Here is an 18070-nt window from a genome sequence, read left to right as displayed (position 1 = left end):
GTCCCGGGGAGGACTACTCCCACTCGATCGTGCCCGGGGGCTTGCTCGTCACGTCGAGCACGACCCTGTTGACGTCGCGGACCTCGTTGGTGATCCGCGTGGAGATGCGGGCGAGGACGTCGTACGGCAGACGCGACCAGTCGGCCGTCATGGCGTCCTCGGAGGAGACCGGGCGCAGGACGATCGGGTGGCCGTAGGTGCGGCCGTCGCCCTGGACGCCCACGCTGCGGACGTCGGCGAGCAGGACCACCGGGCACTGCCAGATGTCGCGGTCCAGGCCGGCCGCGCTCAGCTCCTCGCGGGCGATGGCGTCGGCCTCGCGGAGCAGGTCCAGCCGCTCCTTGGTGACCTCGCCGACGATGCGGATGCCCAGGCCGGGGCCGGGGAAGGGCTGGCGCTGGACGATCTCCTCGGGCAGGCCCAGCTCCCGGCCGACCATCCGGACCTCGTCCTTGAACAGCTTGCGCAGCGGCTCGATCAGCTTGAACTCGAGGTCCTCGGGCAGGCCGCCGACGTTGTGGTGCGACTTGATGTTGGCGGTGCCGGTGCCGCCGCCGGACTCGACCACGTCGGGGTAGAGGGTGCCCTGGACCAGGAACTCCACGGCCGGGCCCTCGTCGGCGATGATCTCGGCCTGCGCCTGCTCGAAGACGCGGATGAACTCCCGGCCGATGATCTTGCGCTTCTCCTCGGGGTCGGTGACCCCGGCCAGCGCCTCGAGGAAGCGCTCCTCGGCGTCGACGACCTTCAGCTGGACGCCGGTGGCCGCGACGAAGTCCTTCTCGACCTGCTCGGTCTCGCCCTTGCGCATCAGGCCGTGGTCGACGTAGACGCAGGTCAGCTGGGAGCCGATGGCCTTCTGCACGAGGGCGGCGGCGACGGCGGAGTCCACGCCGCCGGACAGGCCGCAGATCGCGCGCTTGTCGCCGACCAGCGCGCGGATGGCCTCGACCTGCTCCTCGATCACGTTGCCGGTGGTCCAGTCGGGCTTCAGGCCGGCACCGCGGTAGAGGAAGTGCTCCAGCACCTGCTGGCCGTGCGTGGAGTGCATGACCTCGGGGTGGTACTGGACGCCGTAGAGCCTCTTGTCGTCGTTCTCGAACGCGGCGACCGGTACGACGTCCGTGGACGCGGTGACCGTGAAGCCCTCGGGGGCGGCGGAGCAGGCGTCGCCGTGCGACATCCACACGTGCTGCTCGTCCGGGGTGCCCTCGAAGAGGGTGGAGGAGTTCCTGGAGACGTGCAGGTCCGTGCGGCCGTACTCGCGGGCGCCGGTGTTGTCGACGGTGCCGCCGAGGCTCTGCGCCATGAGCTGGAAGCCGTAGCACATGCCGAAGACGGGGACGCCGGCCTCGAAGAGCTGACGGTCGAGGGTGGGGGCGCCCTCCTCGTACACGGAGGAGGGGCCGCCGGAGAGGATGATCGCCGCGGGGTTCTTGGCGAGCATCTCGGCGACCGGCATGGTGCTGGGCACGATCTCGCTGTAGACCCGCGCCTCGCGGACGCGTCGGGCGATGAGCTGGGCGTACTGCGCGCCGAAGTCGACGACCAGGACGGTGTCGGAGTTGGCGGCAGGCTGGGTCGCTGATGACACGGGGTGCCTTCTGGTGGTCGGGCGGGGGCCTGTACTTCGATTCTAACGGGGTGGACGCGACACCTCCGAGGGAAGCCACCGTGGCATACTGACCGCATGCGCAAGCACTCGACCTTCGTCTTTACCTATGGCACCCGGCCCGCCGGCTGCCATGGTCGTGCTGCTTGAGCGAACCGCCAAGCGACTTCCCAGGCGCCCCGGGCCGACAAGGCCCGGGGCGCCTGTCGTTTTCCGGGCCGTGCCGTTCCGGGGCACCCATCACACCGAGGAGCCCCACATGACCGCCACCGCACCGGAGACCGCACCGCACGGCGCACGCCGGACCGCACCGCAGACCCAGACCGCACCGCAGACCTCGCCGGAGACCGCACCCGGCACCGGCCCGGAAGCGGCCATCGCCCCGGAAGCGGTCATCGCCGGCGCCCGTGAGCGCATCGACGCGCTCGACGACCGGATCATCGGCCTCGTCCAGGAGCGGATGGCCGTCTCCGCGGTCGTCCAGCAGACCCGGATCGCCTCCGGCGGCCGCCGGGTGCATCTCTCCCGTGAGATGGAGATCCTCGCCCGCTACCGGGACGCCCTCGGCAAGCCCGGCACCGCCCTCGCCATGACCCTGCTGGAGCTGAGCCGGGGCCGTATCTGAGTTCGACCCCGTTCTCACCCGTACGGCGCCGTGACCGGCCCGTGCACCGCTTCGTTGAGGGGGTTGTCCGTGCCAGCCAGGGGCGGGCCCGAGAGAACCACGCGTGGCTCGCTGGAGCGATGAGGCGTACGGGTCGTGCCGTACGCCGTGGGACCTCGCTCCAGGAAGTGACCGGACGGCAGGGGACAGCAGCCCGGTCACCCAAGAGAACGGCCGGCTCCGGGGACGCCCGGGGCCGGCCGGCGGAAAACTGCAGACAGGCCACAGGGCACACGAACAAGCGGCGCAACCCCCCGGCGCCGCTCCCGGGCACCGGCGCTGCCCTGACGCCGGTGCTGACCCAGAGAAGGGCCCCGCGGCCTCTCCGCCCCGCGGGGCCCTTCGTCATGCCGGCGCCACCACCGTGCTCGCGACGCCGTCATGCCGGCGCTACGACCCGCGACCCCGCCATACCCCGCGACACCGCCATGCTCGCGACCCCGCCATGCTCGCGACCCCGCCATGCCCGCGCCCCCACCGTGCCCGCGACCCCGTCAAGCCGACGCCACCGGCCCGCCCGCGCCACCGCATGCCGTCACGCCCGCGGCTCCGTCTCGCCCGCGACCCGCGCTCCACCATCGGTGTGACTCGCCTCACACCAGAATCCCGGGCGCCCGAAGCAACCCTTCGCGCTGTTCGCTGATCAAACCTGCCGGATCGGTAAACGGTGTGAGGGACCTGCCTTCGGAGGGGGATGCAGGTCCCTCGGCATCGTCCGGCGGTCACTTCTTCGGCGGTACCGCCGGCATCCCCAGGAACGGCAGCCGCAGCGCGCCGAACGCGTCCGCCGGGACCGCCGGGGTCCGGGGCTCCACCGGCTTCAGCCGCTCGTACGCCGCTCCCGGCGCCGGCCGCGGGTCCTCCTCGCCCTTGTTCGGCCAGAACGACATCGCCCGCTCGGCCTGCGCGGTGATCGTCAGCGACGGGTTCACCCCCAGGTTCGCCGAGACCGCGGCGCCGTCCACGACCGAGATGCCGGGGTGGCCGTGGAGCCGGTGGTACGGGTCGATCACGCCCGTCTCCGGGGAGTCGCCGATGGGGCAGCCGCCGAGGAAGTGCGCGGTGAGCGGGGTGCCCATCAGCTCGCCGACGTTGCTGCCCGCGAAGCCGTTGATCTCGGCGGCGAGCGCGGAGGCGGCCTCGGTGGCGGCCTTGATCTGCTTGGGGTTGGGGGCGCCGTGCCCCTGCCGCGCGGTCAGCAGGCCCTTGCCGACGCCGCCGGGCTTCAGATAGGTGGTCAGCGAGTTGTCCAGGGACTGCATGACCAGGCCGATGATGGTCCGCTCCGACCAGCGCCGGTTGGACAGCGAGCGGGCGACCAGCATCGGGTGCCGGGCCGCGTTCGCCAGCCAGGCGAGGACGCGGGAGGAACCCTCGGCGTAGGGCACCTGGAGGATGGACAGGCCGCCCATCGAGTTGGAGCCCTTGCCGTAGCGGACCGGCTCGATGTGGGTGTTCTCGTCGGGGTGGATCGAGGACGTGATGGCGACGCCCCGCGTGAAGTCGGCCCGCGGCGCGCCGGTCGCCCTGCGGTAGCGGCGGTCGTCGGTCTGCGCGCCGACGAGCGCCTCGGAGTTGGTACGGGTCAGATCGCCGAGCCGGGCGGACAGGTACGGCAGCTGGCCGCCGGCCTTCATCCGGTGCAGCAGGGTCTGGGTGCCGTAGGTGCCGGCGGCCAGGACCACCCGGCGGGCGGTGAAGAGCCGGCCCTCGCCCTTCTTCCTCCGGTCCGTCGGCAGGGTCGCCACCGCGTAGCCGCCCCGCGAGTCGTCGGTGACGGACACGACGGTCGTCATCGGGTGGACGACCGCGCCCGCCTTCTCGGCGAGGTACAGGTAGTTCTCGTTGAGGGTGTTCTTCGCGCCGTGCCGGCAGCCGGTCATGCACTCGCCGCACTCGGTGCAGGCCTTGCGGTCGGGGCCGGCCCCGCCGAAGTACGGGTCGTTCACCTGCTCGCCGGGCCGTGCCCTCGTCTTCCCGTCGGCGTCCTTGCCGTCGCCGAAGAAGACGCCCACCGGTGCGAGGTGGAAGGTGTCGCCCACACCCATCCGCTGGGCCGCCGCCTTCAGGTGGACGTCGGAGGGGGTCATGGTGGGGTTGAGCCGGACGCCGAGCATGCGCTGGGCCTGGTCGTAGTACGGCTTCAACTCCTCCTGCCAGTCGGTGATGTGCCGCCACTGGGGGTCCTCGAAGAAAGGCTTCGGCGGTACGTAGAGGGTGTTGGCGTAGTTGAGCGAGCCGCCGCCGACGCCCGCGCCGGCCAGCACCATGACGTTGCCCAGCAGGTGGATGCGCTGGAGGCCGAACATGCCGAGTTTCGGGGCCCAGAGGTAGTTCCTCAGATCCCAGGAGTTCCTGGGCAGCGACGAGCGGGTGAAGCGGCGGCCCGCTTCGAGCACCCCGACCCGGTACCCCTTCTCGGTCAGGCGCAGCGCGGACACCGAACCGCCGAACCCCGATCCGACCACGATGACGTCGTAGTCGTACCCGTCCTCGTCCCGGGTCTGGACAGACTTCTCCTGCGACACGTGCTCTCCTCGTCGAGAACGGGTGTTTGCGAACGTGGTTCCGGCGAATACCTGGCGGAACCGGGGTGCCTAGCGGAACCGGAACGCCTTCATGAGCCGCAGACTCGTGCTCATGAACTGGGCGTACTTCTCGTCCGTCATGCCCAGTGACGGCGCCATCGGCAGCAGCCGCTGCTGGGCCACCGTCTGGGCCTCGGTGTACTTGAGGATGCCCTCGGCGCCGTGCCGGCGGCCGAGTCCGGAGTCCTTCATGCCGCCCATCGGGGACTGCACGCTGCCGTAGGCGGGCGCGTAGCCCTCGTTGACGTTGACGGTTCCGGTGCGCAGGCGGGCGGCGACGTCCCGGCCGCGGCGGGCGTTGGTGGTCCAGACGGAGGAGCTCAGACCGTACGGCGTGGCGTTGGCGCGCTCGACCGCCTCGTCGTCGCTCTTGAAGCGGTAGACGGAGACGACGGGGCCGAAGGTCTCCTCCTCGCACACGGACATGGAGGACTCGACGCCGTCCAGGATGGTCGGCTCGAAGAAGTAGGGGCCGATGTCCGGCCGGGCGACACCGCCCGCGATCACCTTCGCGCCCTTGGCGACGGCCTCCTCGACGTGCCGCCGCACGGTCGTCAGCTGGCGTTCGCCGACCAGCGAGCCCATGTCGGCGCCGTAGGCGAGGGAGTTGCCGAGGCGCATGGCCCGGGTGCGGGCGGCGAAGCGCTCCAGGAAGGCGTCGGCGACGGACTCGTGGACGTAGAGCCGCTCGATGGAGATGCAGAGCTGGCCGGCGGAGGAGAAGCAGGCGCGTACGGCACCGGCGGCGGCCTTCTCGATGTCGGCGTCGTCGAGGACCAGCATGGCGTTCTTGCCGCCGAGTTCGAGGGACACGCCGACCAGGCGGGAGGCGGCGCCGACGGCGACCTCGCGGCCGGTGCGGGTGGAGCCGGTGAAGGAGACGTAGTCGGCGTGCCTGACGAGCTCGGGGCCGACGACCGGGCCCTCGCCGAGCACGACCTGGAAGACGCCCTCGGGCAGTCCGGCCTCGATGAGCAGGTCGCGGGCCCACAGGGCGGTGAGGCAGGTCTCCGTGTCCGGCTTCATGACGACGGCGTTGCCGGCGGCGAAGGCGGGCAGGGCGTCGCCGACGGACAGTTCCAGCGGGTAGTTCCAGGGGGCGATCTGGCCCACGACCCCGCGGGGGTGGCGGAGTTCGGTGACCTTCGTGAGGGTGGGTATGGCGCCGGTGTGCCGCCTGGGCTTCAGATAGACGGCGGCCCGGCGGCCGTAGTGGCGGGCCGCGACGGCGACGGCCTGCACCTCCTCGTGCGCGTGCAGGCGGGCCTTGCCGGTCTCCAGCTGGATCAGGTCGAGGACCTCGGCCTGCCGCTGGAGCACCAGGTCGTGGAAGCGGAGCAGGACGGCGGCCCGCTGCCGGACCGGGGTCCTCTCCCACACGGCCTGGGCGGCGCGGGCCGCCTCGAAGGCCTTGCCGACGTCCTCCGGGGTGGACTCGGGCAGGTCGGCCAGCTTCTCACCGGTGAACGGGGTGTGGTTGGCGGTGCGGCCGGAGCCGACGATGCCCTTGGTGAGCTGGGCCACCAACTCCGGGGTGACCACGTCGGCGGCGGTGCGGGCGCCTTCGGGGGCGGGCGCGAGCGGGTTGGTACCGGCGATGTCCGGGGCCTGCGTGTCCGTCATGACGCGCAGGGTATGCCGCGGCGGAGCCTTTGTGTACCCGTCGGTAAGGGGGATTCACGGACCGCTCACACACTGCCAGTGATCACTGGCAGTGAATGCGCTGATCAGGGCGTTGAGAGGAGCGGGGGGAGGCCGGCACGGCCGGGCGATCAGTCGGCCTCGGATTTCCTTGCGAGGAGGAGACCGAGGGCGGTGAGAGGGGTGCGGCGGGGTGCCGGCGGGGGCGGGGGGACGGGGAGCGGATCGGCGGCCGGGGAGCCGGGCTCGCGCGGGGAGCCGGGTTCGCGCGGGGGCTCGGGGAGAGGGCCGGCGGCCGGGGGGTGGGGCTCGTGCGCCGGTGCCGGTGCCGGTACGGCGGTGAGTCCCAGGTGGGCGCGGAGTACGGCCTCGACCTCCGCCGCGTCCGGCCGCGCCGCCGGATCCTCGGCCTGGAGCCGGTCGAGCAGCGGGCCCGGCCAACCCGGCGCGCCGGGGTCGGCGTCCCCCACGGCGGCACGCAGCAGCGCGCCCAGGGACCACAGGTCGCAGGCCGGGCCGGCGCCGGGCCCCGCCGCCACCTCCGGCGCGACGAAGCCGGCGGGCGCGTCCTGCGCGTGCCCGTCGCCGATCCCGAAGTCGGTGAGGACGACCCGCCCGGTGCCGGACTCCAGCAGGACGTTGGCCGGCTTGACGTCCCGGTGCACGATCCCGACGGCGTGCGCGGCGCGCAGCGCGCCCAGCACCGCGAGCCCGATGCGCGCGGCCTCGGCGGCCGGCACCGGCCCGCGCTCCAGCACCTCGCGCAGGGACTCGCCGGACACCAGCTCCATGACGATCCAGGGGAGCCCGTCCTCGGTGACGACGTCGTACACGGTCACCGCCGAGGGGTGCCGCACCCGGGTGGCGGCCCGGGCCTCGTGGTGCAGCCGGTGCGCGATACGCCGGCTCTCCTCGTCGTCGGCCGGATCACCGGGCAGCAGCGGCTCCTTGACGGCGACCAGCGCCTCCCCCTGCTCGTCCCGGGCACGCCACACGGTCCCGGCCGGCCCGGACCCGAGACGTCCGGCCAGCCGGTAGCGACCGCCGATCAGACGTGCGTCGGGCGGGTGTTCGCCGTCTTCGGTCATGTCCCATGAGTACCGTGCGCACCGCACCCTTGTCGAAGCGAGCGGGTGGACGGGAGCGGCGACGGGCCGTCAGCCGGCCCACCGGTGCAGGCCGAAACCGTGCGACGCCCGGCGCACCTCCACCGCACCGGCCCCGCCGAAGTGGGCCGGCACCACCAACGCCCTTTCGTCCGCGGCCCGTTCGAGTACCCGGCGCCGGGTCCGGGCGGCCTGCGCCGGGTCGATGCAGAAGCAGCTGCTGCACTCGGGCCGCAGGATCTGCACCGGGCTGTGCAGCAGGTCGCCGACGAACACCGCCCGTTCCCCGCCGGACTCCACGCGCAGCACGGCGGAGCCCGGGGTGTGTCCGGGGGCCGCCTCCAGTACGAGGTGGCCGTCGATCCGGTGGGTGTCCTGCCACAGCACCGCCTGCCCGGCCCGGTGCACGGGCGCGACGCTGTCCTCGTAGACCAGCCGGTCCACCGGTCGGGTACCGCCGGCGTAACCGCCCGCCGGGCCGAAGTGGTGGTCGTCGGCGGCCGGGAGGAGATAGCGGGCGTGCGGGAAGGCGGGCACCCACTCGCCGCCGGCGTCCACGGTGTTCCAGCCGACGTGGTCGGCGTGCAGGTGGGTGTTGACCACGATGTCGACGTCCCCCGGCCGGACGCCCGCCCGCTCCAGCCGGCCGAGGAAGTCGCCCTGCCGCCGGTGGAAGAGCGGATTCCCGGGGCGCTCGCGGCCGTCGCCGACGCCGGTGTCGACGAGCACGGTCCGTCCGCCGGTCCGCAGCACCCAGGTCTGGAGCGCCACCACGGCCCGGTCCCCGTCCGCCTCCCGGTGCTCGGGAACGAGCTGCGCCGCATGGGCGTCCCACACCTCCGGCCCGCACTCCGGCACCAGGTCGGCGGCAGGCACGTACGGCCCCTGCCACTCGACGATGCGGAGCACCTCGACGTCACCGACCAGGAACCTCTGTACACCACTGTCCGTCATACCCCGGACCCTAGGGGCCGGCGGTGAGCGCCCCAATGCTTGACCGGCGCATTCGAATACGCTGACGTCTCATGGATGTGGTCAGTGACGCGATCGCCGCGGTCCGGGTGGGCAGCCCCTCCTCCGACCGGCTGCGGGTGGCCGGCACGTGGTGCGCCCGGCTCGCGCCGTACGAGGGGGCGGGCTTCCACGTCGTGCTGAGCGGCTCCTGTCTGCTCGTGCCGGACGGGGACGGCACGCCGGTGGCGCTCGGCCCGGGGGACGTGGTGCTGCTTCCGCACGGCGCCGGGCACGTGCTGGCGCACGCGGCGGCGGAACCGGCCGAGGTGCGGCGGGCGGTGCCCTTCGAGAAGGTGCGGGACACGGGCGTACGAGGCACGGGGCCCGGCCCCGAGGTGGAGTTGCTGTGCGGCAAGTACCGGCTCGACCGCAGCCGTACGCACCCGCTGATGGCGGAGCTGCCGCAGGTGGTGCATCTGCCGCACCGGGTCGGCGGCCACCCGGAACTGCGCGGGGCCGTCGACCTGTTGGCGCGGGAGCTGGCGGAACGCCGCCCGGGCGGCTGCCTCGCCCTGCCGAGCCTGCTGGACCTGCTGCTGGTCTACCTGGTCCGGGCGTGGATGGCCGAGGGCGGGACGGGCGCCTGGCCGACGGTGCTGAACGACCCGGTGACCACGGCCGCGCTGCGCGCCCTGCACTCCGATCCGGCGGCCCCCTGGACGGCCGGCCGCCTGGCCGCCGAGGCGGGCGTCTCCCGGGCCACCCTGGCCCGGCGCTTCACCACGCTGGTCGGCCGGCCCCCGATGGCGTACCTGACCTGGTGGCGGCTGACCCTCGCGGCGACCCGGCTGCGCGAGACGGACGCGCCGCTCGCGGTGGTGGCCCGCGAGACGGGGTACGGCAGCCCGTACGCCCTCTCGCACGCGTTCAGCCGGGAGTTCGGGATCACCCCGGGCCGTTACCGGGCGCTCAGGGCTTCGTGATCTCCAGATGGGCGATCGCCGCCTTGGCCACCTCACGGCCGTGGGCGGTGAAGTCGCCCTTGCCCGGGTAGCCGACGGCCAGTTCGTACATGTCGCCGGACCGGGTGCGGTAGTAGAAGATGCGCATCTCGCACGGGATGGAGTGCGTGGAGTCGGACAGGTAGGTGACGGTGTTCCCCGCGGCCTGACGGCCGTCGTAGGTGGCGTTCGTGTCCGGGACCGTCTTCGTGGCCTTCCCCATGTGCAGGGTGTAGTCGCCCTGGCTCTTGAACTTCTCGTTGTCGTCGTACATCTGGGCCCGGGCGCTGGACTTGATCCGGTCCGAGGAGTCATCGGACCTCCGGTCCAGGTGCAGCCGGATCCAGACGCTCTCGCTCCAGTCGTGGTACACCACCCAGTCCCGGTCGCTGTCGTCCTTGTCCGGCCGGCCGGTCCGGTAGCCGGCGGGGACGGCGAGGGTGGCGCCGAGCCCGGCCTCGGACCGCTCCCGCCAGCCGTCGGGCAGCGGGCCCGCGGAGGGGTCGGCGAGGACGAGGTAGGCGGTGACGGCCGCCGCGACCGCGACGGCACCGGCCGCGAGCCAGGCCGCCCGGCGCCGGCGGCGGGAGCGGGGGGCGGGCGCGGCGGGCACCGGGGGCGCCGTGGGGGCGGTGGGCGCCGGAGGGTTGGCGGCCTGTGTCAGCAGGGCGCGGACCCGGTCCGCCGTCGGGCGGTGCGCGGGGTCCTTGTGGAGCAGCCCGTTGATGACCTCGGCCAGCGGGCCGGAGGCGGACGCGGGCGGGGCCGGGACGGCGTTGAGGACGGACTGGAGGGTGGCCGGCGTGTTGCTGCGACGGAAGGGCGACACGCCCTCCGTGGCCGTGTACAGCACCACACCCAGGGACCACAGGTCGCTCGCCGGGCCGGGCCGCTGCCCGAGCACCCGTTCCGGCGCGATGAACTCCGGTGAGCCGACGAAGCCACCGGTGTCCGTCAGCCGCGTGTCGCCCTCGATCTGCGCGATGCCGAAGTCGGTGAGGACCACCCGGTCGTACCGGCCGAGCAGGATGTTCTCGGGCTTGACGTCACGGTGAAGGACGCCCGCCGCGTGCGCGGCCTCCAGCGCGCCGAGCACCTCCAGGCCGATCCGGGCGGCCTCCCGGGCGCCCAGCGTGCCGTCGCGCAGCACGCTGCCGAGGGTGCGGCCGTGCACGAGCTCCATCACGATCCAGGGCCGGCCGTCGACGACCGCGACATCGTGCACGTTCACCACGGCGGGATGGTCGAGCCGGGCCGCCGCCCGGGCCTCGCGGCGCATCCGCTCGAAGGCGTTGGCCTGTTCCCGTTCGGGAAGGTGGTCCGGTACGCGAGGTTCCTTGACGGCGACCTCGCGGTCCACCACCTCGTCCTTGGCGCGCCACACCGTGCCCATGCCGCCGTGGCCCAGCTTGCCGAGCAACCGGTAGCGGCCCGCGACGAGCCGGCCGGCGCCCGGGTCGGCGGGGGTCCCGGCGGCGGGCACCCGCTGCGGCACCGGCCCCGGCTGCGGGTACGGCTCCGGCTGCGGGTACGGCTCCGGCTGCGGCACCGGTCCGGACTGCGGGTGCGGCCCTGGCTGCGGCACCGGCCCCGGCTGCGGGTGCGGCCCTGGCTGCGGGTGCGGTCCCGGGTGCGACTGCGACTGCGACTGCGACCCGGAGTGTGACTGTGCCCCGGACCGCGGCTGCGGATCCGAACGCGGTCTGGGCGGTTGCAGAACAAAACTCGTCGTGTCGTCGGCCCTGCGGCCGGCTCCCCCGTCACTGCTCATACGTCATCTTTACCGCGCCCCCCGCGCCCCCAGCCACCGGGTGGGCGAACCGGTCACACACCCGTGACGGAGAACGTGTCGACGGCCACGTCGAAGTACTCCCGCGCCTCCCGCACCTGCCCGACCGGCGCCGACACCCACACGTCGTACAGCAGCCCGTTCTCCTCCCAGCACAGGTCGAAGGTGTGCCGGGGGCCCTCCGCCGCGCTGAAGCCGTCCCAGGTGAACTCCCAGAGGGCGGCCGGGTGTCCGCCGTGCGTGGTCCGGATGACCCGGCCGTCGTGGTAACCCGGATTGGTGGAGGGCCCGCCGGCGGCCGCGCGGCTCATCGCCCCCTCGGGACCGCCCGGCTGGGGCGCGCCGATCCGGACGCCCAGGCGGAAGGCCTCGCCCGGCGAGAGGTAGAAGACGCGCTGCCCCTGCGGGCTGCGGGTGAAGTCCTCCGGTACGGCGAGGGAGAAGCCGGCCGGGTCCCGGGCCGTGCGGTAACCGGAGGGCGCGGTGTGCGATCCGGTCGTACCGGAGGTGGGCGTCGGCGACGGCCGGGTGCCGGTCGGGGCGGGCGACAGGGCCGTCCTTCCGGTGCCGGTCGGGGTGGGCGACAGCGCCGTACCCCCCGTACCGGTCCGGGTGGCCGGGGCCGTCGCCGTACCGCCCGGGGTTCCGCCGCCGCCGTCGCCGTTCCGGTGCAGCAGCAGCGCCGCGGCCGAGACGCCGGCCCCGGCCAGCGCGGCGACGAGCAGGGCCGCCACGAGCAGTCCGCGCGGCGACGACCGCGCCGGGGCCGGGCCCGCCGGCGTCCGGACGGGAGCGGGCGGCGGTCCGCCGTACGGCAGGTCCAGCTGGGTCGGCGAGTACGGCGCCGGGGCCTTGGGGGTGCGGACGGCGCCGATGCGGTGGATGAGCCCGCCGCCGTGTGCGGCGGCCGGGCCGTCGCCGCCCGGCGCGTCCGGCGTCCTGCCGGTCTCCAGGTACGTCCGCAGCATCCGCTCGGCGTCCGCCGCGTCCAGCCGCCGGTCCGGGTCCCGCTCCAACAGGCCCCGTACGACGGGCAGCAGCGGCTCGGCCTCGGCCGGCGGGCGGATGTCGTCGGCGACGACGGCGTGCAGGATGCCGCCGAGCGAGTCGCGCCGGAACGGCGACTCACCGCTGAGCACCGTGCACAGCAGCGCGCCCAGCGACCACAGGTCGGACTCCGGCCCGGTGCGCAGCCCGGACATCCGCTCGGGTGCGGTGTACTCGGGCGAGCCGACGAAGGAACCGGTCTCGGTGAGCGTGGTGGCGCCCTCGACCTGCGCGATGCCGAAGTCGGTGAGCACGACCCGGTCGGTACCGGACTCGATCAGCACGTTCGCGGGCTTGATGTCCCGGTGCAGCACGCCCGCCTCGTGCGCGGTGCGCACCGCGCTGAGCAGGGCGACACCGATCCGCGCGGCCTCGACGGCGTCGACGGGGCCCTGCCGGTCGATGCGTTCGGCGAGCGAGCAGCCGTCGATCAACTCCATGACGAGGTAAGGCCGTTCGTCCTGCTCCACCACGTCGTGCACGACGATGATGTGCGGATGCCGCAACTGGCAGACCGCGCGGGCCTCGCGGAACGTACGGTCGCGGCGGCGGCGCGCGTCGTCGTCCGGGAGCGAGTCGTCCGGCAGGAGTTCCTTGACCGCCACCTGACGGCCCAGCACCTGGTCGCTCGCCCGCCACACGACGCCCATGCCGCCGCGCCCGATGCGTTCCTCCAGGCGGTAACGGCCCGCGATCAGCCGGAAGCCGGCTCCCTCGGTCCCCATGCGCCCCATCATGCCGCACCGGGTGCCCGCCCTCCGGGGCACCGCTCGGCCAAGACACACCGCGCAGCCAGCCATTTTCGGCCGAGTCGGCCGACTCGCCCGCCGTCCGCGCCGGTTCAGCCCTCGTCCGGCTGCTTCCAGCTGCGCAGCACCCAGGTGAACTGCTTGCCGGTCGTCGCCCAGTCCTCGGCCGGCGAGGAGATGTACAGGGCGTACTCGGTGCCCTGGCGCGAGAAGTACGTCTCCTCGGCCGCGTGGCGCGGCCCGGGCACGTAGGGCGGGTCCTTCTTCAGCGCGGTCCAGGTGTACTCCCACCGCGAGCCCTTGCGGTCCCGGTAGAGGTTCTCCTTCATCGTGACGCGCCGGTAGTCGACCAACCCGTGGGTCTGGAGCTGCTGCTCCAGGTCCTCCTGGTGGGAGAGGGCGTCGACGAAGTCCGACGAGCGGTCGATGGCGATGCGGACGAAATGCTTGCCGTTGTCGGGCGAGTAGTCGATCTGCTTGAGGGCGTCCTTGTCGCTGAAGACCGTGCGCTTCCAGCCCCGGGGCAGGGAGAGGCTGAAGCCGAGCGGGTCCTTGTACGTCCTCCAGCCCGCCGGGATCACGCCCTGGGCGCCGGCCGTCTCGGTGTCGGCGGGCGCCGGAGCCGGGCTCGTACCGCTTCCCGAGCCGGTGTCCTGTCCGCCCCACTGCCGGATCGCCACCGCTCCGGCTCCGCCGAGCACCGCCGCCAGGGCGACGACCAGTACGAGGGTGCGCAGCCGGCGACGGGGGCGGACGGGCGCCGGACCACCGGCCGCCGGGGCCACCGCCGTGGGACCGGTCGCGGGATGGCCGGCACCGGCACCGGTCGGGGAGCCGTAGGGGGCGGGGGTGGGGCCGTAGCCGGAGGGGGTGGATCCGGAGCCGTAGGTGGAGGCGGAGCCGTATGCGGGGGTGGAGGCGGAGGCGCCGTACCCTCCGCCCGTCGTACCGGAACCGGAGCCGTACCCCGTGCCCGGGGATCCCCCGCCCGGGCCGGTGGGGACGCCCGAGCCCTGGGTCGGGACGAACGCCTGCGCCGCGCGCGGCCGACGGCCCTCCGCCGCCTCGGCGAGCATCTGCTCCGCCTCCTCCGCGCCCGGCCGCCGGGCCGGATCCTTGTGCAGCAGCGCGGCGATGACCGGGGTGAGCGGACCGGCGTGGCGCGGCTCGTCCGCCTCCTCCTCGACGACCGCCTGCATGGTGCTCAGCGGGGAGGTGCGCCGGAACGGCGAACGCCCTTCGACCGCCGTGTACAGCGTGGCGCCGAGCGCCCACAGGTCGGAGGCCGGGCCGGGGTCGTGGCCGCGCACCCGCTCGGGCGCGAGGTAGTCGACCGAGCCGACGACCTCACCGGTGCGGGTGATCGTGGTGTCGCCCTCGATCTGGGCGATGCCGAAGTCGGTGAGCAGGACCCGGCCGTCGTCGGCGAGCAGGACGTTGCCGGGCTTGACGTCCCGGTGCAGCACCCCGGCGGAGTGCGCGGCGCGCAGCGCCCGCAGCACCCACAGTCCGATCCGCGCGGCCTCCCGCGGCTCGACGCGGCCCCGCTGCTTGACCGTGTCGGCCAGCGAGGCGCCCTCGACCAGCTCCATCACGATCCACGGGCGGCCGTCGTGGTCCAGCACGTCGTGCACGGTGACGACGGCGGAGTGGTTGATGCGCGCGGCCGCCCGCGCCTCGGCCCGGGTGCGGGCGAGCAGGACGGCCTGGTCGCTGTCGTTGACGTAGAGCGCGGCGGTCAACTCCTTGATGGCGACCTTTCGGTGCAGCACCTCGTCGTGGGCGCGCCACACCCGGCCCATGCCGCCGCTGCCGATGGAGTCGGCGAGCCGGTAGCGGCCCGCTATGAGCAGGCCCTGCATCTGATTCACGTTGCCCCGCAATGCTCTTGACAGGGCCAGACTAAGGACCACCCTGCTCGCTGGGAACCAGTGGGGTCCCAAGGGAACCGCACTGTGACGATGGTCATTTCCACGCGAGAAAGGGAACCGGACCAGCCCCCCTCCCGCCCCGAATACACCCTGCTCAACCGGTGTAGCGATACGTCGCGACCGCCTGCTCGTACAGCCGGGTGACCTCGTCCCGCTCGGCCTCCGGACCGCGCACCTGGAGGAGGTGGTAACGGCCGTCCAGCAGCAGCGCCATGTTCCGCACGAACAGGTCCCGCCCCTGCCCGTCGGTCCAGGTGAACTGCCCCTCGGCCATGGTGCGTCCGCCCACCTCGATGGTCCGCAGACCGGTGGCCGTGGCCCAGCTGGAGTCGCGGTACGGCTGGAGTTCGCGCTCCTTGTCCCGCTGGTAGACCATCGGGTCGCTGCCGTAGGCGGACGTGCCGTCCCGCCCCGGTACGACGATCAGCTCGAAGTTCCCGTGTGCGTAGACCACCTGGCCGTCGCCGTTCTTCGGGGTGCGGTCCCAGCCCTCCGCGACGGCGACCCGGAAGCCGTCCGGGTCCTTGCGCAGGGTGAACCCGTCGGGGACGGCGGGGTCTTTGCCGGTCTGGGTCTCGGTGGCGGGCGCGGAGGCGGTGGCACCGCCCTCCGGTGCGCTCGGCCCGCCGGAGGGCGGCCGGGTGTGCGAGGGCGCGGGGTCCACCTGCCCGGCGCTGCCGGTGCGCTCCCCTCCCGCGGCACCGCTCTCGCCCTGCCGGGGCATGAAGAGCATGGCGTACGCGACCGCGCCCGCCAGCAGGAGCAGGACCAGCAGGAGCAGGATCCGGCCGAGGCTGCGCGGTGAACGGGCGCCCTCCCGGGCCCGCTTGTGCCGGCCGTGCGGATGGGCCGCGGGCAACCCGGCGCGCCGCCGGCGCACGAGCTCGCCGCGGCGCCGGACGATCGGCAGCCGGCTGGGGTCGGCGGGCGGGACGGGAACGACATGGGTGCCGGCGTCCGGTTCGGGCGCGGACCGCACCAGCGACCGCAGCCAGCCGCTGAGTTCCTCCACGTCCGGCCGCTCGGTGGGGTCCTGGCGCAGCAGCGACTCCACGACCGGGCGCAGCGGCCCGCACTCCTCGGCGAAGGCGGGCGGCTCGGCGCACACCAGCTGCACCAGCTCGGCCGTCGACTCCTCCGGGTACGGTGCGTGCCCCTGCACGGCCCGGAACAGCAGCGCGCCCAGCGCCCACAGGTCGGTGGCCGGGCCGATGGGCGCCGCCAGCTGCCAGTTCTCGTGCACGGGGCCGGCCTGCTCCGGCGCCCAGCGTTCGGTCACCGGTCCCACCACGGTCATCCGGACCTGCCGCGCCCGCTCGGCGGCGAGCGCGGTCCCGGGCCCGCGACGCACGGCACCGGGCTCGTCCCACCGACCGCCCGCCTGCGCCGGAACGACGAGTGCGGGATCGGCGGGCGCGGGGACGGCGGGTGCGGGAGCGAGTTCGGGGTGCGCCGGTCCGGCCTCCTGGCGTCCGGTCCCGGCTGACAGCGGCCGGCCGGACCGGCCCGGCTCACCGTCCGGCGTCCGCCCCGGGCCGTACCCCTGCCCCGGCACGGACGCGTGCCCGGCACCGGGACCGGCCGCGGGCAGTCCCGGCCGCTGGGCACCGCCGCCCAGGGGCGGGGCGGTGGCGCCGCGCCGCTCGGCGCCGTGCCACGGGGCGCCCCGCACTCCGTAGGGGTCGGCTATCCGGCCGGTCGGCGGCGCGCCACCGGCCTCCGCGCCGTACGGCGGGTACGGCGACGGTGCCGCGCCCTCGGCCCGGTCGTCGCCGACGTCGCCGGCGTCACCGGCGTCGTCCTCGGCGGGCGGACGGGCGCCGGGCAGGACGGCGCGCCCGTTCTGCTGGGCCTCCTGCACCCGGGCGGCGGCGCGGGCACCCGCGCGGTACGCGGCGATGGCCCCGGCCCGCGCGGCCCGGACGTCGGCACCGCCGTCCAGGGCCGGCTGCCCCGCCGAACCGACCGCACCGGACGTGCCGGACGCCCCGTGCGCCTCCGGTGCCGGAAGCCCTCCGGCCGCCCGTGCCTGGATCGCGGCCCGGCGCGCGGCCTCGGGATCGACGTCCGCGCCGGGGTCGTCGCCCCCGCTCGCCCCACCGGCTCCGCCCGGCCCGCCGGGCCCGCCGGACACCGGCCGTCCCTGCGCACCGGCCGGTGCTTCCAGCCCTCCCGGCCCGTCCAGGTCCGTCAGCGCTTCCGTGTCGTCCGGTGCCGGCACCGGGTCGTACCCGCTCAGCGCCTCCTCCGCCGCGCCGGCCGCCAGGCCGGTCAGCATCACGCGGCCGTCGTCGCAGACCAGGACGGTACGGACGGTGATGTTGCGGTGCACCCAGCCGTGGGCGTGCAGCACCCGGAGCGCCATGAGCACGTCGGAGGCGACCTCGGCCGCCCGGTACGGCGTCAGCGGCTTCTCGGTGAGCAGGGCGGCCAGCGGGCGCGCGGCGACCCGCTCGCTGACGATCCACAGCGAACCGCCCTCGGCGAACACGTCGAAGACCTGGTCCAGCCGGGGATGGTCGGGGATGCGGGCGGCGGCCTGCGCGGCCTCCACGGCGCGCCGCACCGCCGGGTCGGCGGGCTGCCGGGTCGCGGTCCTGGCCTCCGGCGCGCGGCGGGACCCGCGCTGCCGTGCGGTGAACCCCTCGGGCAGCCCGTCCGCGTCGAGCACCTCGGCCTCGACGACCTCCGGCAACGGCACCTGCCGGACGAGGACCTCCTGGCCGCTGTAGGTGTCGAAGGCGCGGCTCTCGGTGAGTTCGTACTCGTCGGACGGCGGCAGCGGCAGGCGGTAGCGGTCGGCGAGCACCCGACCCGCGTAGTCGTCCACTGTGCCTCCCCCGGCCGCCCGGTTGGTCATACCCGATCGCCTCACGGTCCGTTTCCCACACGCATGCGGCTGCGTACGGTCCGCGACCCTTCACGATACGTGCCGGAGGCAACCCGCATTGAGAGGATGACGGATTCTCACGTACCAAACCGGCGCAC

The 18070-nt window shown here is 74.2% G+C and carries 11 protein-coding genes; 2 read left to right on the top strand and 9 right to left on the bottom strand.

Features of this window, described 5'->3' with window-relative positions; genetic code table 11:
* Window positions 1-13: 13 nt before the first annotated feature.
* On the bottom strand, window positions 14-1594 hold the full coding sequence (gene guaA / locus ACZ7N4_RS08575) for a glutamine-hydrolyzing GMP synthase (protein ID WP_471355261.1): 1581 nt from the start codon (window positions 1592-1594) through the stop codon (window positions 14-16).
* Window positions 1595-1871: 277 nt separating this feature from the next.
* On the opposite strand from guaA, the gene ACZ7N4_RS08570 reads away from it, so the two are divergent.
* A complete protein-coding gene (locus ACZ7N4_RS08570; RefSeq protein WP_471355259.1) occupies window positions 1872-2237 on the top strand; it encodes a chorismate mutase in 366 nt (121 codons plus the stop codon).
* Between the two features lie 761 nt (window positions 2238-2998).
* Here the strand turns inward: ACZ7N4_RS08570 and ACZ7N4_RS08565 are convergent.
* The 4 genes from ACZ7N4_RS08565 to ACZ7N4_RS08550 form a co-directional block, all read right to left on the bottom strand.
* On the bottom strand, window positions 2999-4804 hold the full coding sequence (locus ACZ7N4_RS08565) for a GMC oxidoreductase (protein ID WP_471355257.1): 1806 nt from the start codon (window positions 4802-4804) through the stop codon (window positions 2999-3001).
* A 69-nt stretch (window positions 4805-4873) separates the two neighbouring features.
* Window positions 4874-6487 carry a succinic semialdehyde dehydrogenase gene (locus tag ACZ7N4_RS08560; protein WP_471355255.1) on the bottom strand — a complete coding sequence of 538 codons (1614 nt, stop codon included), beginning with the start codon at window positions 6485-6487 and terminating at the stop codon, window positions 4874-4876.
* A gap of 149 nt (window positions 6488-6636) precedes the next feature.
* Window positions 6637-7593, bottom strand: coding sequence for a serine/threonine-protein kinase (locus ACZ7N4_RS08555; RefSeq protein WP_471355253.1), 957 nt, complete (start codon window positions 7591-7593; stop codon window positions 6637-6639).
* A 69-nt stretch (window positions 7594-7662) separates the two neighbouring features.
* Window positions 7663-8565 carry an MBL fold metallo-hydrolase gene (locus ACZ7N4_RS08550; protein WP_471355251.1) on the bottom strand — a complete coding sequence of 301 codons (903 nt, stop codon included), beginning with the start codon at window positions 8563-8565 and terminating at the stop codon, window positions 7663-7665.
* A 71-nt stretch (window positions 8566-8636) separates the two neighbouring features.
* Here ACZ7N4_RS08550 and ACZ7N4_RS08545 point away from each other — a divergent pair, with 71 nt between their 5' ends.
* Window positions 8637-9548 carry an AraC family transcriptional regulator gene (locus tag ACZ7N4_RS08545; protein WP_471355249.1) on the top strand — a complete coding sequence of 304 codons (912 nt, stop codon included), beginning with the start codon at window positions 8637-8639 and terminating at the stop codon, window positions 9546-9548.
* Here ACZ7N4_RS08545 and ACZ7N4_RS08540 read toward each other — a convergent pair.
* The 4 genes from ACZ7N4_RS08540 to ACZ7N4_RS08525 form a co-directional block, all read right to left on the bottom strand.
* On the bottom strand, window positions 9535-11337 hold the full coding sequence (locus ACZ7N4_RS08540) for a serine/threonine-protein kinase (protein ID WP_471355247.1): 1803 nt from the start codon (window positions 11335-11337) through the stop codon (window positions 9535-9537). The two genes, ACZ7N4_RS08545 and ACZ7N4_RS08540, sit on opposite strands and share 14 nt — an antisense overlap.
* Before the next feature lie 53 nt (window positions 11338-11390).
* The gene (locus ACZ7N4_RS08535; RefSeq protein ID WP_471355245.1) at window positions 11391-13127 is read right to left on the bottom strand and encodes a serine/threonine-protein kinase; all 1737 of its coding nucleotides are present in this window, start codon (window positions 13125-13127) and stop codon (window positions 11391-11393) included.
* A gap of 116 nt (window positions 13128-13243) precedes the next feature.
* Window positions 13244-15013, bottom strand: a complete 1770-nt coding sequence (locus ACZ7N4_RS08530) for a serine/threonine-protein kinase (protein ID WP_471355243.1) — start codon at window positions 15011-15013, stop codon at window positions 13244-13246.
* Between the two features lie 163 nt (window positions 15014-15176).
* Window positions 15177-17942 (bottom strand): protein kinase, encoded by a 2766-nt coding sequence (locus tag ACZ7N4_RS08525; RefSeq protein WP_471355241.1) that lies wholly within the window; start codon window positions 17940-17942, stop codon window positions 15177-15179.
* Window positions 17943-18070: the final 128 nt, after the last annotated feature.

The sequence above is a fragment of the Streptomyces sp. NPDC107654 genome, from assembly GCF_055639035.1.
Note: the sequence above shows the minus strand (reverse complement) of the source record. Positions and strands in the feature narration are given on the sequence as shown.